Origin of the sequence: Cobetia sp. MC34 (assembly GCF_018340035.1) — a bacterium.
Classification (GTDB): domain Bacteria; phylum Pseudomonadota; class Gammaproteobacteria; order Pseudomonadales; family Halomonadaceae; genus Cobetia; species Cobetia amphilecti.
The window spans coordinates 24,081-45,237 of sequence record NZ_JADPPY010000016.1 but is presented as its reverse complement, the minus strand read 5'-3'; the positions used below and the strand labels follow the sequence as shown (position 1 = coordinate 45,237).

Below are 21,157 nucleotides of genomic sequence, written 5' to 3'. Positions count from 1 at the left end.
GGATCAAATCATGGCAGGGGGAAACGGAAAAAGCCTCCCGGGCAGGGTGCCCGGGAGGCTTTCTTGTCACTGGACCCGTCGATCAGGTTCAGTCAGTTGGGCTCAGTCCATCAGTCCCAGTCGGGGGCGAAATCCGGGTTGGCGATGCGCTCACCGCGATCCAGCTCGGCGATCTTCGCCATGTCTTCACCGGTCAGTGACATGGAGAAGGCCTCGAAGTTGCTCTCGATGTTCTTCGCCTTGGTGGAGGACGGGAAGGTGACGATGTCCTGCATCTTTAGCCATGCCAGGGCGATCTGCGCCGGGCTGGCGTCATGACGTTCGGCGATGGCCTTGAGGGTGTCATCGTCCATCACCTTGCCGACTGCCAGCGGCATGAAAGCAGTGACTTCGATGCCCAGCTCGTGGCACTTGTCGATCACCTTGCGGTTTTGCAGAAACGGATGGACCTCGATCTGGTTGGTGAGCAGCTCGTCACGCCCCACGATGCCCACAGCACGTTCCAGCTGTTCACAGGTGAAGTTGGACACCCCGATGTGGCGCGCCTTGCCCGCTGCCTTCAGCTTGGCCAGTACCGGCAGATAATCTTCCATCGGCACTTCATCATTCGGCGACGGCCAATGGATGAGCAGTAGGTCGACGTAGTCCATTTGGAGGCGCTCAAGACTTTCCTCGACGCTTTTCTCCATGTCACCCGGTACCAAACGGTCATGCCAGATCTTGGTGGTGATGAAGAGCTCTTCGCGCGGCACTTTACTGTCGGCGATGATCTGTCCGACTTCGGCTTCGTTGCCGTAAAACTGCGCGGTATCAAAGTGACGATAACCGATCTCAAGCGCGGTGTTCAGGCTGTCACGGAGCGTTTCGCCCTCAATACGGTAAGTCCCAAAGCCGGGATTTGGTAGGGTAGTCGACATTCTAGAACTCCTGTTAAGCGCGCCCGGTATTGAGTCGTGAATGATGGGCGCATATCCATTTTTGCCCTTCCTATATGAGGCTTGCATACTGCGACGTCAACCTCACGACTTTGCATTAGCTTTTTTACACTAACGCAACAGTCGCGTGGACTTTGCCATGCACCTTACTCGTTGGCGGTAATCACGAATTTCAGCGCTCGGCGCTCACCACGCTTCAGCTCGGCAAGGCAGGCTGGCAGCGCCGTAAATGATTCGATACAGGGCGCAGGCTGGTTCAGGGAGCCATCGGCGATCGCTTCCAGAAGACCTTCCCCTGCTGCGACCAGGCGTGCCCAGTCCTCGTCGTCACCCGCCCAGTGCAGCGCACCCAGCGCGACTTCGTGCTGCGAGATGGCGCGATCGAAGGCCGGCGCGGCCGCCTGCTCCAGACGGTCCTGAATGCAGACGATGTGGCCATTGGCCCCCAGGTGGCGGGTCATCTTGTGGGCGTGATCACCATTGACGGTATCGATCACGGCGAAGACCGGCGCGTCCAGCTGCTCGGCGTCCGCAAGCGTCTCGTCGGCGCCCAGCGCCTTGAGGTCCGCGTGGCGCTTCTCGGAGGCAACACCAATGACGTGGAAGTTGCGCTGTCTGGCCAGCTGGATCAACCAGCGGCCCACACTGCCGGAGGCGCCGGTGATCAGCAGGCGTCGCCCGGCCTTGATGGGCAGCTTGTCGATGGCAAGCCAGGCGGTCAGTGCCGGGCATGGGAAGGCGGCGGCGTCATTGAAGCCCAAGGTGACGGGCAGGCGCATCACGGCGCGCGCCGGCACACGCAGGCGTTTGCTGAAGGTGCCTGGCCCTGCCAGGGTGGTGTGGACCGCGATGCGATCGCCCGGCGATACGTGACTGACATTGGCACCGCAGGCGATCACCTCGCCGGAGGCATCGACGCCGGGAATCTGGCCGGCTTGCCACAGCTCGCTGTCCATTGCCATGAACTTCCAGTCGACGGGATTGAGGCCGATGGCACGCGTGGCGACCAGTACCTCGTCGTCTCCCGGGGCGCCGATGTCCACCTCTGACTGCTCGAGCGCCTCAGGCTCGCCCGAGCCTTGCCATACCCAGGCGGGTGCCCGGGTGGCGCTGTGACTGATGTCTTGCTGGGTGGTGGTCTCTGTGGAATCTGACATGGGATCTCCTTGCAGCGTGAACGGTGAATCCTTTCCGCCATGGCGGGGGCAGGTCGCGCGACCCGCCCGGCTTACCAGTGCGCTCAGTCAGCCGGGCAGGTCAGTGCAACCCTTGCGCCCTCATGAGAAGTGCGGCAGCACCTCACGCCCCAGTTCCTCGAGGGTTTCCGTGAGCGGGCGGCGATTGCGACGCAGGTGGAAGCCGATGTGATTCACCCCGGCATCCTGCATGGCCGACAGTTCTTCCATGAGGGCAAGGCGGCCACTCGACAACCCGAAGCGATGACGACGCACCGGGGCGTGCGGGTCTTCTTCCAGATTGAGGTGGATGAAACTGACGTAAGGTTTATCACCGGCGACCTGACGCCAGAGCGCCACGCGACGGATGTGGTCCTCCGGCATGCCCGGGTAGGCCAGCCAGCCGTCCATCTCGCGACCGATCCACTCGGGCGTCTGCTGGGAGAGCCCGGCACTCAACAGCGGCGGACGCGTCGCGGCAGGCAGGATGGCCTGACCTTCGCTCAGGGCGTCGTCCGCCTGGCCCTTGATGACATCCACCGCATGACGGAAGGCGGCACCACGGGTCGCGAACTCTTCGCCGAACAGCGGGTATTCCGCCGGTCGGTCGCCACTGGCGACGCCCAGCAGCAGGCGGTCTTCGCTCAGGGCCTGCACGCTGGCGGCGGCCTTTCTCACCAGCCACGGCTGGCGCAGCGGCAGCACCGCGGCGGCAGTGCCCAGCAGCAGGTTGTCTGTGTGACTGGCCAGATAGCCCAGGTAGGTGAACAGCTCGAAGACCTGACCGGCATCGCCGAAGGCGGGGTCGAACAGCGGCACGTCACGCAACCAGGCGGCGCGGAAGCCGAGCCTGTCGACCTGGCCGATCAGCTCGGCATGGGCGCGCATGTCAGGCACGCCGAAGGGCGTGGAGGGGGCTCTGTCAGTGCGGACCCAGTCATTGTCGAGGGGCAGTTCGACGCCCAGGGTCAGGGGGCCTTGAGTGAGACGATCCAGCGGGCGGGTCGGGGAGATCATGATGGACTCCTTCAGCAAGCAGGTGGGTAGACGACGGTGCCCCCGAACCAGCAGGCTGAGCTGTCGGAATCGGGGGCACGTCGTGATGGCGGGAGGCTTCGCGGCGGATCAGGCGGTCGCGATGGAAGACGCGTGACGCTTGTCGAGGCGGCCGGCCAGCAGGGTCAGCAGCAGGGCGGCGGTGACGATCAGCGCGCCGATCCAGGCGGTGTCGGTCAGTGCCATCCCGGAGACCACCTGGCCACCGACGATGGAGCCCAGTGCGATGCCGATGTTGAAGGCGGCGATGTTGAGGCCGGAGGCCACGTCAACGGCCTGCGGCACGAAGCGTTCGGCCTGCTGCACGACGTAGACCTGCAGGCCCGGCACGTTGCCGAAGGCGAAGGCACCCCCAGATCAGGATGGTGATCACGGCGGTGATAGGGTTGGCGGCAGTGAAGGTCAGCACGCCGAGGATGACGATCAGGCCACCGAAGATCAGGGTCAGGGCGCGAATCGGGCCCATGCGGTCAGCCAGCTTGCCGCCCTGGATGTTGCCGATGGCGACCGAGATACCGTAGACCAGCATGATCAGACTGATGGCGCCTTCATTGAAGCCACTGACGTCCTGCAGCAGCGGGGCCTGGTAGGTGAAGGCTGTGAAGGTGCCGCCGTAGCCGAGGATGGTGATCAGGTAGACCAGCAGCAGGCGCGGATGGGTCAGAACCTTGAGCTGTTGGGCGAAGGTGGCGGGTACGCTCTTCTTGAGATTGTTGGGCACCAGGATGGCGCTGCCAATCAATGCCAGTACGCCGAGGACCGAGACTACAAGGAAGGTGGCGCGCCAGCCGAAGTGCTGGCCGATCCAGGTGCCCAGCGGCACGCCGGTGACCAGAGCCACGGTCAGGCCGGTGAACATGATGGCGATCGCACTGGCTTCCTTGTCCTTGCTCACCAGGCTTGTCGCGATGGTGGAGCCGATGGAGAAGAAGACCCCGTGGGCCAGGCCAGTCAGGATGCGCGCCGTGATCAGCGAGCTATAGCTGGGTGCCTGCCAGGCCAGCAGGTTGCCGGCGATGAACAGTGCCATCAGGGCCAGCAGTACCAGCTTGCGATTGAAGCGGCCGGTCATGGCGGTCAGCACGGGGGCGCCGATGGCGACACCGACGGCATACAGGCTGACCAGCAGGCCAGCGGAAGGCAGAGAGACGCTCAGGTCCTGAGCGATGGTGGGTACCAGTCCGACGATCACGAACTCGGTGGTCCCGATGGCAAAGGCGCTCAATGTCAGCGCCAGCAGGGCAAGGGGCATGGCAGTTCTCCATCAGCAATGGGTGGGTCTTGGATGCTGTGCAGTCTGCCGTGAGATACCTTTGTGATAAACGCACGAAATGATGAAAGACTTTTGCAGTTTTCGGAAAGATTCCCGATGACGACGTCCTTTCCCCCCATCCTTGCAGCGCCTGTCTCTGTCTCTGTCAGCTTGTGTCGCCATCTCGATCTCATGCCAGATGGCGCCACAGGGTGACTCAACAGCGTGATTCAACAGGGGGGCTCGACAGGGCGACTCAACCGGGCGACTCAACAGCGGGATTCACAAGGGTGACTCCACAGGGCGGGGCGCAGCGGCTACACTGCGCGCCGAGAATTTTCATTCACTCCCTGTTCACATCGGAGATCGTCTTGGCCGCGCCTGACACCCCGTCTTCCTCTCAACCTGATGCCCGGACTGCAGAGACTCCCTGTTCCTTGCCGCGCCTCGTCATGCCCTCGACCTGGCGGGGCTGGAGCCTGCTGGTGATCTTCCTGCTGCTGGTCGTGATGGGCATCTGGCCGGTGATCGGCTGGATCAACCAGCAGACCCTGTTGTGGGGCATGCCGTCATTGATCATCTGGAGTTACCTGATCATCTTCGCCTGCAGTGGCGCGATGTTGCTGGGCAATTGCCTGTTGCGCCGTCGCCACGGCGCAGACCCGCTGTCGAAAACGTCCGCTGGCGAAAGAGACGGAGGCGCCGCGTGATCGATCCGCATGCCTTTTCGTCCGTGCATGACAGCGTGCCCTTGCTGGTCACCCTGGGGTATGTCGTCCTCGCCATGGCCATCGGTCTCGGCGCGCGGGGCGGCCGGCGCATGGACACGCTGGAGCAGTGGGGGGTCGCCGGGCGCTCGATGGGGCCCGTGACGCTCTATCTGTTGATCGCCGCCGGCAGCGTCAGTGCCTACACCTTCATGGGCGCGCCGGGCTGGGCCTACAGCAAGGGCGTGCCGGTGTTCTATGTCGCCATCTATCTGGCCTATCTGGCGCTGGTGGCCTGGTACTTCGGCCCCAAGGTGTGGAAGTTCGGCGAGCAGTTCGGGCATGTCACCCAGGCAAGCGCGATCGCGGACCGCTATCAGAGCCCTCTACTAGGCGCGCTGTCGGCGCTGGTGATGTCGATTGCCTCCATCGCCTATGCGGTCCTGCAGACCATCGGCTCGGCCTACATTCTGCTGGTGATGAGCGGCGGGCGCATTCCGCTCTGGGCTGGCGTGTTGCTGGTGCTCAGCGCGATTGCCGTCTATCTGTTCGTCAGCGGCCAGCGCGCCATCGGGCGCACCAATGCCTTCCAGGGCGTGTTGATGCTGGTCGTTGCCTGGGCAATCGGCCTGTGGGCGGCCTATCTCTCCACCGGCGAATGGGGCTTCAGTGGCGTGTTCACGCGTCTTGAGGCCAGCCATCCGGAGTATCTGCGTCTGCCCGGTGCCGGGGGCGACATGAGCTTCAGCTTCTGGACCACCTCGATCATCGTCTCGATGCTGTCCTTCATGCCGCCGGTATGGACCCAATGGATGAGCGCCGCCTCCGCCGGCACCATCCGCCGCAGTGCCAGCTGGCTGCCGACCTACTATGTGGTGATCCTGCCGCTGGTGGTGGTCGGCTTCATCGGTATCTACAGCCTGCCGGAGCTTGCGCGCGCCGACACCGTGGTGCTCGAATACGCGATGGCCAACATGCCGGTCTGGCTGGTGGGCCTGTTGGGCGCGGGCACGCTGGCGGCCTCGATGTCCTCCAGCGAGCCCTTCATTCACTCGGTAGCCCTGAGCCTGAGTCGTGATGTGCTGCAGCCGGGCCTGAAGCTTGATGACCAACGCGCTGGCAAGCTGGCGCGCTGGCTGATCTTCCCGGTGATGTTCCTGATCGTGGCACCCCTGGCGATCTGGGAGCCGGGCAATCTGGTGATGATTCTCTTGATCGGGCTGGGCTTTGCCTCTCAGGTATTGCCGGCATTTCTGGGCATGTTCTTCTGGCCACGTGCCTCGGCGGCAGGTGTCATCAGCGGCATCAGTGCCGGCTTCGTGGTCACGGTGCTGTTTACCGTCGTGTGGCCACATCCCCTAGGCTTGCATGCCGGTTTCTGGGGACTGATGTTCAACCTGCCGGTCTTCGTGCTGGTGTCGTTACTGACACGGCCGGTGGATGAGGCAGTGACGTTGCGCTTCTTCCGCATCGCCGCTCCCTGGAGTCTCAAGCGCTGAGATTGCGCAGGGAATATCGTGAGCGGAGGGATGTCGGGGGGCACTCCGCTCTGATAGTCGAGCGCTGGGCTAGATCAAGCAGTTGTATTGAGCTTGGACAGGCATTTCACAAGGTTGTGAACGATTGTCACGTTTGCGCCCGATCGCTTATTGATCCGTGTCGCCTTGTATAGAGTGAGATCATTAATTGGCTGTCCTCAAGGGAGGGGATGTGCATGAATGATCTGATGGTGCAGGTGGACAGACAGATACAGCAAGAGGGCGGTCTGGGAGTGCATTTCCCCGCTGAGATAGAAGCGCGCTTCGAGCACGATATCCATGTCGCGCGCAGTCACAAGCTTGCCTGCATGGGCGCGGTGACGATCAGTATCTATGTGCTGTTTCTGCTCAATGACTGGCGCTTTCGTCCCGATCACATGCTGGAGGCCATCGTCATTCGCGTCGGGGTCATGACGCCCATCGCCCTGATCTGCATCTATATGCTCAAGCGGGGTGTTTCGCCGGTATTGCGTGAGATGTTGATGACTGCGCTGGTGTGCTTCGCGATGATCTTCACCGCCCTGTTGATCCAGTTGTCAGTCTCGCCACATTCCTTCCTCGATCTGTTCGCACTTGGCCTTATCGTGCTGGTGGGCAATGTCCTGTTTCAGCTGCGCTTCTGGTATGCCCTGTGCTCTTCGGCCTTCCATTTCGGCGTGATGCTGTATCTGGTCAATGCCCATCCTGCGCCCTATGCCTCGGCGGGTTTCATGGCGTTGATGGTGTTTTTGTCCATCACGCTGTTTTCGATCATTTCCAATCTGCGCAGCGAAAAGGCCGAGCGCCTTTCCTACCTGCTGTTGCTGCGTGAGCAGCTCAGGGTCGAGGAGTTCACCGAGAAGAATGAAGAGTTCCGACGCCTGGCCTCGATCGACCCATTGACCGAAGTCTATAACCGGCGTCACTTCGACAGTCTCGTGAGTTCGCTGCTCGGAAAGCAGGTTGACAGCCGTCTTCAATACGGCGTGGCCATGATCGATGTCGACCATTTCAAGTCCTACAACGACCTTATGGTCACGTGAAAGGGGACCTATGTCTCAAGCGTATCGCGACGGCCATCTTTGAAAGCGTGCACCCCGATGTCGATATCGTGGCGCGTTTCGGGGGCGAGGAGTTCGTGGTGTTGCTGCCATCCTGTACGCCGCAACAGGCATTGGCGCGCGCAGAAGAGATTCGCCGCCATGTTCGCGACCTGGCGCTACCGCATGCGGGAAGTTCACGCCATGGTATTGTCACCATCAGTATCGGGGTCTCTGCTGCAGGCACCGGCCAGGGTTGCAGCTTCGAGACCATTCTCAAGCAGGCGGATGAGGCGCTTTATCGCGCCAAGGCCTCGGGACGAGATCGCTGCGAGCTGTTTGCTCAGCAGGATCCGCAAGCGCTGGGCCGAGCCTTCGCCGGCTAGCGTCGCTTAGGCCGTTCTCGGGTTTCAACCCCGTGCCACTTACCTCAAGTGCCTGACACGGGTAAGGTTGAGGTAAATGGCCGCAAGTTGATGAAATTTGCTACATGTCTGAACCGCCACCCGAACCAGTTGAATCCTCTGAACTGTCAGCACGATCTGAATTGTCAAAACCGTCTGAACACTCTGAACGGCCCTCGCAATCCCGCATGCTTCCTCTAGCGACGGCGCCGGAGCCTCTCTCTGCGCCGTATCCGCGCCCGGATTCACCGCCGCTGCTGGCGCCGGGGGCCGCCGAGCACACGCTGAATGTCTGGTTGGTGCCGCGCTTCTCGATGTTGACGTTGTTCTGCCTGCTGGAACCGCTACGGGTCGCCAATCGCTTCGGACGGCCGCTGTTCGCCTGGCGTCTGCTTTCCAGTGATGGCGAGGCTGTCGTGGCCAGCAATGGCGTGCGCATCGACGTCGATGGCGCCTTGTCGTCTCTGGTCAATGAGACGCAGTCGGGTGGCCAGAGTGGGGCGCAGACGCGCTTGATGGTGGTGTCATCCTACGGGCCGGAAGTCAGCGTCGGCAGCCAGGCGCGTGGCGTGATTCGGCACCTGGCAGCCCACGGCGCCTGGTTGGGAGGGTTGGATACCGCCCCCTTCATTCTGGCGCGCGCCGGGGTGCTCGCCGGTCATCGGGTCGCCCTGCACTGGGAGAGCGTGCCGGCCTTCCGCGAGGAATTTCCTCATCTCGAGATCAGTCAGGCCGACTATGAATGGCAGGGCGAGCGGCTGACGGGGTCTGGCGGCGCGGCCAGTATCGACATGATGCTGGTGTGGATCGAGTTTCTGTACGGGCCGTCGCTGGCGGACGCCGTCGGGCGGCAACTGGTACATCAGCGCGGGCATCTGGCCACGCCTGCTGCTGTCAGCACTCGAGACGATTCGCTGCCACGCAGTGTGATCAAGGCGCTGGCTGTGATGAAGGCCAATCTTGCCCAGGTGCTGACGATCCCCGGCATCTGTCGTCTGGTCGGCCAATCCCAGCGCCAGCTGACGCGTCTGTTCATGGCTCACTTCGAGGAAACGCCCAAGCAGCGCTATCTCGGCATGCGGCTGGATCATGCCCGGTGCGTTATTGGCCGACAGCAGTCGCAGCGTTTCCCAGGCGGCTCTCGGCGTCGGGTTCACGCATCTGGCGCACTTCTCGCGTGCCTATCGCCAACGGTTCGGTGAGCCGCCCAGCGCGACCGCGCGCCGTGGTCAGGCCACGCCCTGAGGCGGGTCATCATCCTCCGCTCCCTCAAGGCGGCGCGGATGACGTCGAGGGCACAAAAAGAGCCGCAAAAGGGAGTATGATCGCGCCGCTGCGCCGCTGCGCCATCGCAGCAGACGGCTTGGCAGAAGAGGCCATCACGGTTCGCGACAAGCATATACGCCAATGTTTCATGCGCACGCCAGCGCACTGCAGGAGGCTTCACGAGAATGAACTGGATAACCTGGCTCGACCTGGCCGGTGTGATGATCTTTGCCCTGACCGGTGTCGTCGTGGCGTGCCGTTCACGCATGGACCCGATCGGCATGCTGGTGCTGGGCGCCGTGACCGGTATCGGCGGCGGTACGCTGCGTGATCTCGTGCTGGGAATCGGCCCGGTGTTCTGGGTCGAGCAGCCGATCTATCTGTGGGTCATCCTGTTGACGGTAATGGTGGCGACGCTCGGTTTTCATTATATCCATCGCCTGACGCGGGTTTTCCTGCCGGTCACCGATGCCTTCGGGTTGGCGCTGTTTACGGTGTTGGGCGCGCACAAGGCGCGCATGCTGGGCGTGGATGGCATCGTGGCCGTCTTGATGGGCACCATGAGCGGCGTGGCGGGTGGCATGATCCGTGATGTGCTCGCGCGCCGTGTGCCGATGGTGCTGCGTCAGGAAATCTACGCCTCGGCGTCGCTGGCGGGTGGCATTCTCTATATCGCGCTTCTCGAGGCGGGTGTTGGCCTGGCGTGGGCCACTGGAGCTGCCATCTTGCTGATACTGGCGATTCGCCTGCCGGCGGTCTATTGGCATCTGACCTTGCCGACCTTTGCCTGGGTGATCATCCCGCCACCCCCGCTGGCTTCGCAAGACAGTGGCCAGAGGCATGATCAGGCCCCGTCGGGGGCAGTGGGCACGGGCGGGGAGAGTCGCGAGGGTGCGCACGCCGCCCCTGATGGCAGGCCTCGTCAGCGCTCGGAATTCGCGACGACGCTGGGCGGCTCGATCGGCGCCAGCGATGTCTCGCCCTCGGGTCAGCTGGAGACACCGCCGGCGCCTCCGTCATTGCCGCGGCGCACCCCCAAGGCAAGGGTCAGGATGCTGCGCCCTGGCGAGCGTCGCCGTGGTGGGCTCTAGGCGACATCCTTTTGCTGTGTGATTTGATCGGCAAGCCATATTGCAGAAGCGATCATGATGCGGATGATTATTGTGATTTCTGCAAAGATGCATGGGACCATGCATCTTGCACTTTCAAGGAGATCGCAGCATGCGCAGCCGTTCGGATGACCTCGAGTTGCTACTGGCCGTGGTGGATAGCGGGGGCTTCAGCGCCGCCGCCAATCGGTTGAACATTCCGGTGGCCAAGGTATCGCGGGCCATCCAGCGCCTGGAAGGTGAGCTGGAAACGCCGCTACTGAACCGCACTACACGCAGCGTGGCGCTGACCGATGAGGGGCGCGGCTTCGTCGAACGCGTGCGCGAGGGCTTGTTGCTGCTCGGCAGTGCCGAAGAGGCTCTGTTGCAGCAGCGCGATCAGCCCAGTGGCCGGCTGCGCGTCGATGCCGCGAGCCCCTTCGTGCTGCATCAGCTGGTGCCGCTGGTCGCGGAGTTCTCACGCAGCTATCCCGGCATCGCGCTGGAGCTGTCAGCGGCCGATGACATCATCAACCTGCTGGAACAGCGTACCGATGTGGCCATCCGCATCGGCGAGCTGGATGATTCCACGCTGCACGCCAAGGTGCTGGGGCGCTCCACGCTGCATCTGGTCGCAAGCCCTGCCTATCTGGCCGAGCATGGCGTGCCGTCCAGTGTCGCGGCGCTGCAGGCCCATCAGCTGCTGGGGTTCCTGCCCCCCAGTCGTCTCAATCGCTGGCCGCTCAAGGGTGCTCCACAGGGCTTCGACACGACACCCCATCTGCCGACCACCAGTGGCGAAGTCATGCGTCAGCTGTGCCTGGCGGGGCATGGTATCGCCCTGATCTCGCGCTTCATGCTGGGCAATGACCTCAAGACCGGCGCTCTGGTGGAAGTGTTGCCCGGCCAGATCCAGAGTCCCAATCCCCGCGAGCAGATCCAGGCGGTCTATTACCGCAACAGTACGCTGTCGCCGCGCATCAGCGCCTTCGTCGAGTTTCTCGCCACCCGCCTGACGCTGTGAATGGCTGATGTCTGGCGCCCCAGACTTGTCCTGACAACAGCGGGTAAAGTGGCGCGGGTATGTCCTGGCGCAGAGTGTTAACGATTATCCCGCACCTGAAGCATGGCAGTGGAGTCGGGCTGATTTAAATAAACTTTATAATCTCTTGATGAAAACTGTTTATTGACGCATGTTGCATGGCGTATTTTACGGGCAATAGCGATATATTGGGCTGACAAGGATGTAATCAGCGCTTCAGGGACGAGCAGATGATAGCCAAGGAAAAGGAGGCCTACAGTGGCGACGATGAGCGCGCCAGGTATGGTCACCGCCAGGAAGAGGATGTGGCCTTCCATCTACGGCGTGCCTTCGGGGACGACCCCGAGGTCGTGATCTTCAATGATCTGCGACTGAAACATGGTGAGGAGAATGCCCAGATCGATCATCTGGTCATGCATCCCTTCGGCTTCATCATCATCGAGTCGAAAAGCATCACTGGTGAAGTCAGGGTCAATGCGGCAGGTGAATGGCAGCGCAGCTATCGGGGCAATTGGTCTGGGCTCAAGTCACCACTGCGTCAGGGGGAATTGCAGCAGGATATTCTCAAGCGCCTGTTGATCGAGCATCGCACTCACTTGATGAACAAGACCCTGGGGCTGCAAGGCGGCTTTGCCGGTCGACAATGGAAAGTGCTGTGCGCCGTCTCGAGCAATGCCATCGTGCACCGTGACGATATGGCCAAGGGGGCCTCGGCTCAGGTGGTGAAGCCGGAGTTTCTCCACGAGCAGGTCAGTGGTCTGATCGGGGCGCGTTCGATGGTCAAGCGTGCCTTGCTGTTCGATACGCGTCTGGAATTCACCAAGGATGAGCTTGAGCGTGTCAGCGAGTTCCTGCTCAAGCAGGACGCCCGTTCGCGTCGCGCGCATGCCGTCGAGACCGTCCGTCGCGAGGTGAGTCGTCGCCCGCAGCCGGCAGCGAAGACGCCAGACGCCGCTGACAGTGCCGCGAGTCGATGGGCGGTCAATGAGGGTAGTATCCGCGAATCTGATAGCAAAGCCCTCGCCAACAAAGACCTCGGTAACAACGGCGCGGGCTACAGCGCTCATGGCGGCAATGGCATTGGCGACAATGCGCCAGGCAGTCATGAGCTTGACGACCAGGAGCGCTGTAATAAGAAGCAGCGCGCCATGGCCAGGCAGGGAGGCGATTCGAGTGCAGTGGCAGTTGCCATCCCCGCCGCCGCGGCAGTCAATGAGGCGAAGGCAAGCGCCGAGAGCGTCGCTAAGCCAAAAGCTGAAACCAGAGCCGATACAACAGCGCCGCCAGCCGAGGCACCTGTCGGGTCGCCAGTGCCTGAAGCGTGTCTGGCCTCGCCACAGTTGAGCGAGCATCTCGACAGAATTACCGCACGCTTGAATGCTTCCGCCGCCACGCAAGCGCCACAGGAAGTGCGAGTCCAGTGCCAGAAATGTCAGGAAAAAGATGCACTGCTGGGGCGTTACGGCCCCTACGGCTATTACGTCAAATGTCAGGTCTGCAACGCCAACACATCACTCAAGCAGGGCTGTCCGGCCTGCGAGCATCACAGCGTACGCCTGAGCAAGCCCGGGGCGGTCTACTCGGGGCATTGCCCGCAATGTGAGCATGAGTTCGTGATATTCCGACAGCCCGACTGATGTGGTGCCTTGCAGAAAGACAACGCCCGCATTCCTGACCAAGGAATGCGGGCGTTGTCATTCAGAGGGTCGACGCGACCGACCTCTCTATTGCCGATTCAATTATCGACTCAGTTGTCGACGGGCCAGACCTTGAAGATACGGTACGGCGCCTGGCCGCTATCCTTGCCGTCATTGAAGGGCGGCGTGCTGTCGAGCTGATTGACGGTGACATAGAGCCAGCCGTCGGCCGCCATGCGCACGCCATCCGGCCAGTCGAGACGTTCATCGCGCACCAGCGGCGTCAGTTTGCCATCGGCACCCAACACATCCAGCCCATGCTGATTGAGGTTGGTGAAGTAGTGGATGCCCCCAGCGGTATCTGCGCCGTCGGAAACGGGCTTGTCGCCGACGCGCGTGATGGCAGCGGCGATGGTGGCGTGATCGGCGCCTTCGCGCAGCAGCTTGGCCGGTAAGCTGTACCAGCTGTGGCCGGTCATGGCGCCGAAGAAGACCGTCTCGCCATCGTCGGACAGGGTGATCGGGTCGACGCCGACCTTAGCAGGCTTGCCATTGAACTGGACGTCCTTGCCATCGATCTTGAGCTTGGCACCGGGTTCTGCCTCAAGCGCCGGGTGCTCGCTGAAGCGGGTGGCTTCGCCGCTCTCCAGGTCGACGGTGATCAAGCCCGGATTGGCGATGTCTGCCAGATAGGCCACGCCACGGCTGCGGTCCACCGCCAGGTCCTGCACGAAGCTGCCCTCGGGGGCGATGTTCGCAGGCAAAGTCAGCTTGGTGATCAGCTTGCCCGAGGCAATATCGAAGCCCCACAGGCGGGTCTTGCCCAGATGCAGCCCCATGTCGGTGATCCACAGACCGCCCTGGCCATCCTGGTAGATGCCCAGCGGGGAATCGATGGTGGCGTCGCTGTAGCGGCCGGCATGCGTCTGCAAGGCAGGGGAGGGCCAGGCGCGGTAGCTGTTCTGGCCGGTGATCTCGGCCAGTTGCACGTCGTGATCCCCATCCATCGGGTGGATGGTGGCGAAGACCTGTCCATTGGGCGTCACCACCACATTGCCGGGGCGAATCTGCATGACGGCGACAGAGCGCATTTCACCGTAGGCAGGCCCGGCCTTGAGCGCTGAGGTGGTGGCCGGCAGGGTCGTATGGCCGTTGGCGCAGCCCGTCAGCAGGCCGGTAAGCAGGGCGACCATGCCCAGATGTCGGGTCGAACGGACGGGGTCAGGCATCAATGTTTCCTTGTCGTGGTAATGCTGGTGTTACTGTCGCGGTCAGCGATATCTTGAAGGCAGGAATTTCTCTATGACGATAATTGCCTGAAAAATCATGGGTATAGAGTAACCTAAAGCACCGTGCAGACCAAAAAAACGCCCTCATGGAGGGCGTTTTCATTGCAGCGTCAGGGCCTTGCGGCCAGCGGCCGATTCGATCAGGCGTGACGCGAGATCATGGCGTCGAAGTTTTCCTTCGGCTGGACGCCGGTCAGGGCTTCGAGCTTCTCGCCGGACTTGAACAGCGCGATGGTCGGCAGGCCACGGACGCCATTCTGGGCGGCGAGGTCCGGTGCATCATCGACATTGATGGCAACGACCTTGAGAGCATCACCCTGTTCTTCGGCGATGGATTCGACGATCGGGTCGAGCATCTTGCACGGGCCGCACCACGGTGCCCAGAACTTGACCAGTACCGGCTGCTCGCTTTCGATGACTTCCTGGGTGTAGTTGCTATCGACGACTTGTGCGAAATCCGCCATTTGTCTCTCCTGTGCATCACGAGGGATGCGTGATTCAAAAGGGCACTTGGTGTGCTTGATGGGCACACACTAACGCTGCTCGACTTTTGTTCGCAAGCGCATTCGCTTTTGAGGCCAGGCAACATATGCGTGCCGTTTGCGCAACAGTGGCGATGGTGTGACCGCCTACCCGCTGGTACACCGAGCCAAGCGACACTCTGATCGCGCTTCATTTGTCCTCCATTCCCCCTCCACTCGATCTCCATCGCTGCCATCGATTCAGGCGCCGGCTGTCATCCAACTGTCATGCATGTGTCACTTGATATATGGAAAAACACATATATGATATTTCATATGTCTACGCGCTTCAGCCGGCTGGCAGACAACCTGCCTTGCCATGCGTCAGGTGCCGGTGAGAGGGGGGGCGGGAGAGGGAATCGGGAGGGGAGCAAGGTGGCTCAGGCATACGCGAGGACATCGCCATGAAACCGTCAACCAATGGCGTTATTGATGGAGTGGGAGACATGGCGGCCTGCCTGACACCGTTGCAGGTCTTCAAGTGCCTTGCCGAGGACACTCGCCTGACCGTCGTGCAGCTATTAGCCCAGATGGAAGAATTGTGTGTCTGTGAGCTTATCTGGCTGCTGGAGAAGCGCGCCATGCCCATCTCCCAACCCAAGGTCTCGCGGCATCTCGCCCAGCTGAGAGATGCTGGCTTGCTGACCAGTCAGCGGCGTGGCCAGTGGGTGCACTACCGCCTGGCACCTGACCTGCCGGCCTGGTGCCATCAGATACTCACGACCCTCTGTCAGGCCAACGCCCGCGAGGTGTCGCGCTGGGTGGCGTGGCTAGAGACGATGCCCAACCGCCCTGTGCGCTGCTGCTGAACGCACAGGGCGTAGAACGTTAGCCGAATCTTTTCGAACACTCTCAAGGAAATGCCCATGTGTCCTGCTCATAGCGCTCCGTCCTATTCCTCGTCCATCAGCGTGCCGGAGGGCATGCCGGCCCTGCGCGTCGGTATCAACGGCTTCGGGCGCATCGGTCGTCTCGCCCTGCGCGCGCTGTGGAAGCTGCGCGAGGATATCGTGCTGGACGTGGTGTGTATCAATGACCCGGGTGGCGATGCCGCGACCTTCGCCCATCTGCTGGAATTCGATTCCGTGCATGGCCAGTGGTCGCCGGGCACCGGTATCACCAGTGACGCGGACTCCATCACCCTCGATGGTCAGCGCACGGCATTCTCAAGCCAGCGTGAGATCGGTGATACCGACTGGTCGGGCTGCGATGTGGTGATCGAGGCCTCCGGCAAGAAGAAGAGCACCGAGGTGCTGAACGCCTATCTCGAGCAGGGCGTCTCGCGGGTCGTGGTCTCCGCGCCGGTCAAGGAAGAGGGCGTGCTCAACATCGTCATGGGCGTCAATGATCACCTCTACAACGCCGATGAGCATCGCATCGTGACGGCGGCCAGCTGCACCACCAACTGCCTAGCACCGGTGATCAAGGTGATTCAGGAGCAGTTCGGCATTCGTCATGGCTCCATGACCACCGTGCACGACATCACCAATACCCAGACGATTCTGGATGCGCCGCACAAGGACCTGCGCCGCGCGCGGGCCTGCGGCATGAGTTTGATTCCGACGACCACCGGTTCCGCCAAGGCGATCAGCGCCATCTTCCCGGAGCTGGAAGGCCGCTTGAACGGCCACGCCATTCGCGTGCCGCTGGCGAATGCCTCCCTGACCGACATGGTGTTCGAGCTCAACCGCGAAGTGACGGTGGAAGAGGTCAATCAGGCGCTGCAGAGCGCGGCAGAAGGTGAATTGGCCGGCGTGCTGGGCTACGAGACACGTCCGCTGGTATCGATCGATTTCCGTACCGATTCCCGCTCCAGCATCATCGATGCGCCCTCGACCATGGTCGTCGCGGGTACCCAGCTCAAGCTGTACGCCTGGTATGACAACGAGTGGGGCTATGCAAACCGCACCGCAGAGCTGGCGCTGAAAGTGGACCTGGGTGATCTGGTCGACGCCAGCACACGAGAGCGCTGAAATGCTTGCCCGCCTGCGAGAGCTGCCCCATGAGGTGCGCCAGTACCTGCTGGTGACGGGGAATTACTGGGCCTTCACGCTGACGGATGGCGCACTGCGCATGCTGGTGGTGCTGCATTTTCATTCGCTGGGCTATTCGGCGCTGGACATCGCGCTGCTGTTCCTGTTCTACGAGGCCTTCGGTGTCGTCACCAACCTGGTCGGCGGCTGGCTGGGGGCGCGGCTCGGCCTCAATCGCACCATGAATGCGGGGCTTGCGATGCAGCTGGTGGCGCTTGGCATGCTGTTGGTGCCGGAGCCCATGCTGACGGTGGTCTGGGTGATGATCGCCCAGGCGCTGTCGGGCATCGCCAAGGACCTCAACAAGATGAGCGCCAAGAGCGCCATCAAGGTGCTGGTGCCGAAGGGGCAGCAGGCGGCGGAATCGCAGAGCGCACTGTATCGCTGGGTCGCGCTGCTGACCGGCTCCAAGAATGCCCTCAAGGGTCTGGGCTTCTTCCTCGGTGGCGCGGCGCTCAGTCTCATCGGCTTCCAGGGCACGGTATTGGCCATGTGGCTCATGCTGGCCGTGGTGCTGGTGCTGTCACTGCGCAAGCTCTCGGCATCGCTGGGGCAGAGAAAGGCCAGCCGCAAGCCGGCGTTTCGTGAGATGTTCTCGACCTCGCGGGCGGTCAATGTGCTGTCAGCGGCGCGCATGTGCCTGTTCGCTGCACGCGATGTCTGGTTCGTGGTCGCCTTGCCGGTCTATCTGGCCGAGGTACATGGCTGGAACTTCTGGACGGTCGGTATCCTGATGGCCGCGTGGGTGATCGGTTATGGCGGGGTGCAGACCCAGGCCCCGCACATTACCGGGCCGATCGCGCATCGCTTGAGCGGTGATGCGGGCGTGCGCTGGATGACCGTGCTGCTGGCCGGCGTGCTGGCGCTGTTGCCCGCGCTGATGGCGAGCATGTCGCTGGACGCGCAGCAGGGTGGCGACAGCAGTGCGGCCATCCTGTTGGGGCTGGCACCCCTTGAGTGGTTGATCATCGGTCTGCTGGTGTTCGGCGTCATCTTCGCCGTCAATTCCAGCTGGCACAGCTACCTGATCGTGCGCTTCGCGCGCAGTGAAGGCGTGTCGATGGATGTCGGCTTCTATTACATGGCCAACGCCATGGGGCGCCTGCTGGGCACGTTGTTGTCCGGTTGGCTCTATCAGGCCTATGGTCTGGAAGCCTGCCTGTGGTGGTCGGCGGCACTGGTGGCGGCGAGCGCGGTGATGGCCATCGCATTGCCCTCGGACACGCAGCATGCCTCCACTCAGGAGACGTCGGCCAACTGAAGCCTTCGCCGGACACCTGACACCCAAGCCCTTATGCAGGAAGCCCTCATGCAGGAAGCCCGTCCCAACCATGGGGCGGGCTTCCTGTCATCTGGCGGCGATAGTCTGGTGGGTGATGCAAGGGGTGAGAGGATCAGGTCATTGCGCATTCACCTGATGTCACCGTAGCGTCAGCAAGTGAAAATTCTTTCGTATAGCTTTTGCTAAGCCCCTTGCTGGATTTCTGGTCGTTATCCTTTCCTTTCCGCTCCAAGAGAAACGTCATGTCACATCCGGATGAAACTGCAAAGCGTGAGCGCGACCCTGCGACGTCTGATGCTGCGCTTGCGAGCGACAAGGCGCGGCGCAGTGAAGTGCTGCGCACCTTCCTCACGCTGGGGCTGACCAGCTTCGGCGGCCCGATTGCCCACCTGGGATACTTCCACGATGAGCTGGTACGCAGGCGAGGCTGGTTGAGTGACAAGGCCTACGCCGAGCTGGTCGCGCTCTGTCAGTTCCTGCCGGGCCCGGCCAGCAGCCAGGTCGGTTTCGCACTGGGCATGGTGCGTGGCGGTGGCGTGATGGGCGGGATACTGGCGTGGATCGGCTTCACCTTGCCGTCTGCGCTGGCGTTGCTGGTATTGGCACTGGTGGCGGGCAGCCTCGAAGGGCCGCTGGCCTCCGGGGTGATCCACGGCTTGAAGCTGGTGGCGGTGGCCGTCGTCGCCCAGGCGATCTGGGGCATGGCGCGCAAGCTGTGCCCGGACTTGAGGCGTACCTGTCTGGCGCTGTTGGCCATGCTGGGCCTGGCGCTGGCACAGAGCGCTTGGACGCAAGTCGCCTGGGCGCAGGTCGGGGTGATCGCGATGGGCGCAGTGCTCGGCAGCCTGCTGTGTCGTGATGACAAGGCGGCATCCGTGCGCCAGCAAGCCCAGGCAGCGGGGCTGTCACTGCCGGTCTCGACGCGCCTGGCGCGCTACTGCCTGGTCGCGTTCTTCGTGTTGTTGATCGGCCTGCCCCTGGTGGCCTCGGGTAGTCTGGTCGATATCTTCTATCGTGCCGGGGCGCTGGTGTTCGGGGGCGGGCACGTGGTGCTGCCGCTGCTGGAGGCCTCCACCGTCGAGACGGGCCAGATCGCGGCCGATACCTTTCTCACCGGCTATGGCACCGCCCAGGCGATGCCGGGGCCGCTGTTCACCTTTGCCGCCTGGCTGGGGGCCGGCATGGCGCAGGTGGGCGGAGGTTCGGCACTGTTCGGTGCCGTCATTGCGCTATTGAGCATCTTCCTGCCGGGGATTCTGCTGCTGATCGGTGTGGCGCCTTTGTGGGGGCGTCTGCGCGCCCGCGCCGGGGCGCACGCTGCGCTCGCCGGCGCCAATGCGACCGTGGTGGGCGTGCTGGGCATGGCGCTCTATGACCCGCTATGGACCACCAGCGTGCTGAGCCGCACGGACCTGGTGATCGCGCTGGCCGCCTTCATCGCTCTGACGCGTTTCTCGCTGGCACCCTGGAAGCTGGTGCTGGGGATGGTGATCCTCGGCGCGGTGCGTGGCGTGATCTAAGTCCCGACGTCGTATCTGATAAAAGAACGCCCCCGTCTGCTGTTGGCAGGCGGGGGCGTTCTTTTTCTGCAGAGCAACTCATGCCGAGCAACTTCAGGCCGAGCGGCTGGTGTCACACCAGCGACAGCAGCGCGGTGACCAGCAGCTCGTTGTCGTAGTAGGGCGCGCTCTGCTCGCTGATCAGGCGGGTGTCGATCACGGTGATGCCCATGCGCTCGAGCGCCTCGATGCAGGGGCCGCCCGGGTAGTCACCGCGCTGGCTGTCGAGGAGCACGATGTTTAGCAGGTTCTCGGTGGGGCAGTCTTCCATGCGGCCGGTGAGGTCGGCACACAGAGTGTCGAGCAACACGCTGACCAGCTCATCCATGCGCTTGCCGGTCTGTTCCGGGTCCGGGCAGCAGTTGGGGATGTAGACCTTGGGGCAGGGGTTGGCCAGCACCGCGCGCCCGACGCCCTTGGGCAGCAGATTGGCGAGCACGCTGGAGTAGAAGCTGCCGGGAGGGAAGCAGATCAGCTCGGCCGACTCGATCAACTGGCGATTGTTGGCGTGCAGCTCCGGCACCACGGGCACATGGTGTTCGCCCTCTGCCGCGGCCAGACGCATGCGCGCGATGGGCGAGTCGAGGGGCGCGACTTCCTTGCCGGTGATGCGATGCTGACCGATGATCTCGCGGCCATCTTCCAGCGTCACCGCCAGATGACAATCGGCATTGACCACGGCGCGCACCGTGCCGCGCACGTGCACCAGCTTGGAGAACAGGAAGATGATCTGATCCAGCTGCTGGTGATGGTTCAGATAGCCACCGGCAATGATCAGATTGCCGATGCTGGCGCCGCGCAGATCGAAGCCTTCCGGCATGGCGTCGATGAGAAAGCCCAGCTGATGGCAGATCAGGGTGCGCATCGGTTCCGCGACCGCCATGGTCAACGGATGACGTCCGGCCGCCAGCTCGCGCAGCGTGGCATGTAACATCTCCGGGCGCGCTTCACGTGGCAGGCGGTGGGTAAACAGGCGATAGATGTCGGGATGGCCCAGGACGCTGTCATCGGCCAGCGCCATCAGGCGTGAACGCAGATCGCCGATGGCGGGCATCGAGAAGGCGTCGCGCAGTTTGGCCGAGCTGCCACCGGAGTCGAACGGCGTCACCAGATGGATGCTGTGGTGGGTATAGCGGGTCAGGGTGCGTGAGACCCCGGTCAGCGCGGTACCGCCACTGAAGAACAGCATGCGTGGGCCGACTTCGGGGGCTTTCAGATAGCGCCTGACGCGCATGGGATCGGGTACACGTGCGGTCCGACTGACCCTGACCTTGGCCATTGCATGGCTTCCTTTATGCTTGCATTTTTGGCATAGAGTGCCTTTTTTTACGCCCAGCGTCGCCTATTATGCACT

Annotated in this window: 17 protein-coding genes and 2 pseudogenes; 11 read left to right on the top strand and 8 right to left on the bottom strand. The window is 62.5% G+C overall.

All coding sequences use genetic code 11. The features are described from left to right. Positions 1-110: 110 nt before the first annotated feature. The 5 genes from dkgB to IZU87_RS10430 form a co-directional block, all read right to left on the bottom strand. Positions 111-917, bottom strand: a complete 807-nt coding sequence (gene dkgB / locus IZU87_RS10445; RefSeq protein ID WP_213114452.1) for a 2,5-didehydrogluconate reductase DkgB — start codon at positions 915-917, stop codon at positions 111-113. Between the two features lie 164 nt (positions 918-1,081). Beyond that, positions 1,082-2,092, bottom strand: a complete 1,011-nt coding sequence (locus tag IZU87_RS10440) for an alcohol dehydrogenase catalytic domain-containing protein (RefSeq protein WP_213114451.1) — start codon at positions 2,090-2,092, stop codon at positions 1,082-1,084. A gap of 120 nt (positions 2,093-2,212) precedes the next feature. After that, positions 2,213-3,127: a TIGR03571 family LLM class oxidoreductase gene (locus IZU87_RS10435; RefSeq protein ID WP_213114450.1), complete on the bottom strand. Its 915-nt coding sequence runs from the start codon at positions 3,125-3,127 to the stop codon at positions 2,213-2,215. A 108-nt stretch (positions 3,128-3,235) separates the two neighbouring features. After that, positions 3,236-3,472: a hypothetical protein gene (locus tag IZU87_RS18145; protein ID WP_502711608.1), complete on the bottom strand. Its 237-nt coding sequence runs from the start codon at positions 3,470-3,472 to the stop codon at positions 3,236-3,238. Then, positions 3,435-4,418: an MFS transporter gene (locus tag IZU87_RS10430; RefSeq protein WP_502711607.1), complete on the bottom strand. Its 984-nt coding sequence runs from the start codon at positions 4,416-4,418 to the stop codon at positions 3,435-3,437. The genes IZU87_RS18145 and IZU87_RS10430 overlap by 38 nt, the downstream gene beginning before the upstream one ends. A 437-nt stretch (positions 4,419-4,855) precedes the next feature. Between IZU87_RS10430 and IZU87_RS10425 the strand changes: the two genes are divergently transcribed. From IZU87_RS10425 to IZU87_RS10390, 7 genes and pseudogenes are all read left to right on the top strand, one after another. Next, on the top strand, positions 4,856-5,128 hold the full coding sequence (locus tag IZU87_RS10425; protein ID WP_213114449.1) for a hypothetical protein: 273 nt from the start codon (positions 4,856-4,858) through the stop codon (positions 5,126-5,128). A gap of 74 nt (positions 5,129-5,202) precedes the next feature. Then, a complete protein-coding gene (locus tag IZU87_RS10420) occupies positions 5,203-6,624 on the top strand; it encodes a sodium:solute symporter family protein (RefSeq protein WP_249330536.1) in 1,422 nt (473 codons plus the stop codon). Between the two features lie 209 nt (positions 6,625-6,833). Next, positions 6,834-8,068, top strand: a pseudogene (locus tag IZU87_RS10415) (GGDEF domain-containing protein). A gap of 1,107 nt (positions 8,069-9,175) precedes the next feature. Further along, complete coding sequence (locus tag IZU87_RS18045; protein ID WP_339927136.1) at positions 9,176-9,331, top strand: helix-turn-helix domain-containing protein; 156 nt, start codon at positions 9,176-9,178, stop codon at positions 9,329-9,331. A gap of 206 nt (positions 9,332-9,537) precedes the next feature. Continuing rightward, positions 9,538-10,158, top strand: a pseudogene (locus tag IZU87_RS10400) (trimeric intracellular cation channel family protein); the annotation flags it as partial. A gap of 415 nt (positions 10,159-10,573) precedes the next feature. Beyond that, on the top strand, positions 10,574-11,464 hold the full coding sequence (locus IZU87_RS10395) for a LysR family transcriptional regulator (protein WP_131432217.1): 891 nt from the start codon (positions 10,574-10,576) through the stop codon (positions 11,462-11,464). Positions 11,465-11,712: 248 nt separating this feature from the next. Then, complete coding sequence (locus tag IZU87_RS10390; protein WP_213114445.1) at positions 11,713-13,119, top strand: nuclease-related domain-containing protein; 1,407 nt, start codon at positions 11,713-11,715, stop codon at positions 13,117-13,119. A gap of 110 nt (positions 13,120-13,229) precedes the next feature. Here IZU87_RS10390 and IZU87_RS10385 read toward each other — a convergent pair whose 3' ends face one another. Together IZU87_RS10385 and trxA are read right to left on the bottom strand one after the other, a co-directional pair. Further along, positions 13,230-14,348 carry an L-dopachrome tautomerase-related protein gene (locus IZU87_RS10385; RefSeq protein ID WP_213114444.1) on the bottom strand — a complete coding sequence of 373 codons (1,119 nt, stop codon included), beginning with the start codon at positions 14,346-14,348 and terminating at the stop codon, positions 13,230-13,232. Positions 14,349-14,548: 200 nt separating this feature from the next. Then, positions 14,549-14,872, bottom strand: a complete 324-nt coding sequence (gene trxA, locus IZU87_RS10380) for a thioredoxin (RefSeq protein WP_054557199.1) — start codon at positions 14,870-14,872, stop codon at positions 14,549-14,551. A 461-nt stretch (positions 14,873-15,333) separates the two neighbouring features. Between trxA and IZU87_RS10375 the strand changes: the two genes are divergently transcribed. From IZU87_RS10375 to chrA, 4 genes are all read left to right on the top strand, one after another. Beyond that, on the top strand, positions 15,334-15,738 hold the full coding sequence (locus IZU87_RS10375; RefSeq protein ID WP_249330531.1) for a metalloregulator ArsR/SmtB family transcription factor: 405 nt from the start codon (positions 15,334-15,336) through the stop codon (positions 15,736-15,738). Between the two features lie 114 nt (positions 15,739-15,852). Then, a complete protein-coding gene (locus IZU87_RS10370) occupies positions 15,853-16,902 on the top strand; it encodes an ArsJ-associated glyceraldehyde-3-phosphate dehydrogenase (RefSeq protein WP_213114475.1) in 1,050 nt (349 codons plus the stop codon). 1 nt (position 16,903) lies between these two features. Next, the gene (gene arsJ, locus IZU87_RS10365) at positions 16,904-18,223 is read left to right on the top strand and encodes an organoarsenical effux MFS transporter ArsJ (RefSeq protein WP_213114443.1); all 1,320 of its coding nucleotides are present in this window, start codon (positions 16,904-16,906) and stop codon (positions 18,221-18,223) included. A 263-nt stretch (positions 18,224-18,486) separates the two neighbouring features. Continuing rightward, a complete protein-coding gene (gene chrA / locus IZU87_RS10360) occupies positions 18,487-19,764 on the top strand; it encodes a chromate efflux transporter (RefSeq protein ID WP_213114442.1) in 1,278 nt (425 codons plus the stop codon). Positions 19,765-19,876: 112 nt separating this feature from the next. On the opposite strand, the gene IZU87_RS10355 is transcribed toward chrA, so the two are convergent. Continuing rightward, the gene (locus IZU87_RS10355; protein WP_213114441.1) at positions 19,877-21,082 is read right to left on the bottom strand and encodes a GAK system CofD-like protein; all 1,206 of its coding nucleotides are present in this window, start codon (positions 21,080-21,082) and stop codon (positions 19,877-19,879) included. Positions 21,083-21,157: the final 75 nt, after the last annotated feature.

Coding starts and splice junctions, on each gene's coding strand:
- IZU87_RS10435 (WP_213114450.1), bottom strand. CDS start 3,127: ATGATCTCCCCGACCCGCCCGCTGGATCGTCTCACTCAAGGCCCCCTG.
- IZU87_RS10355 (WP_213114441.1), bottom strand. CDS start 21,082: ATGGCCAAGGTCAGGGTCAGTCGGACCGCACGTGTACCCGATCCCATG.
- IZU87_RS10420 (WP_249330536.1), top strand. CDS start 5,203: ATGGCCATCGGTCTCGGCGCGCGGGGCGGCCGGCGCATGGACACGCTG.
- arsJ (WP_213114443.1), top strand. CDS start 16,904: ATGCTTGCCCGCCTGCGAGAGCTGCCCCATGAGGTGCGCCAGTACCTG.
- IZU87_RS10385 (WP_213114444.1), bottom strand. CDS start 14,348: ATGCCTGACCCCGTCCGTTCGACCCGACATCTGGGCATGGTCGCCCTG.
- IZU87_RS10370 (WP_213114475.1), top strand. CDS start 15,853: ATGCCGGCCCTGCGCGTCGGTATCAACGGCTTCGGGCGCATCGGTCGT.
- trxA (WP_054557199.1), bottom strand. CDS start 14,872: ATGGCGGATTTCGCACAAGTCGTCGATAGCAACTACACCCAGGAAGTC.
- IZU87_RS18045 (WP_339927136.1), top strand. CDS start 9,176: ATGCCCGGTGCGTTATTGGCCGACAGCAGTCGCAGCGTTTCCCAGGCG.
- IZU87_RS10390 (WP_213114445.1), top strand. CDS start 11,713: ATGATAGCCAAGGAAAAGGAGGCCTACAGTGGCGACGATGAGCGCGCC.
- IZU87_RS10395 (WP_131432217.1), top strand. CDS start 10,574: ATGCGCAGCCGTTCGGATGACCTCGAGTTGCTACTGGCCGTGGTGGAT.
- IZU87_RS10440 (WP_213114451.1), bottom strand. CDS start 2,092: ATGTCAGATTCCACAGAGACCACCACCCAGCAAGACATCAGTCACAGC.
- IZU87_RS10430 (WP_502711607.1), bottom strand. CDS start 4,418: ATGCCCCTTGCCCTGCTGGCGCTGACATTGAGCGCCTTTGCCATCGGG.
- dkgB (WP_213114452.1), bottom strand. CDS start 917: ATGTCGACTACCCTACCAAATCCCGGCTTTGGGACTTACCGTATTGAG.
- IZU87_RS10375 (WP_249330531.1), top strand. CDS start 15,334: ATGAAACCGTCAACCAATGGCGTTATTGATGGAGTGGGAGACATGGCG.
- chrA (WP_213114442.1), top strand. CDS start 18,487: ATGTCACATCCGGATGAAACTGCAAAGCGTGAGCGCGACCCTGCGACG.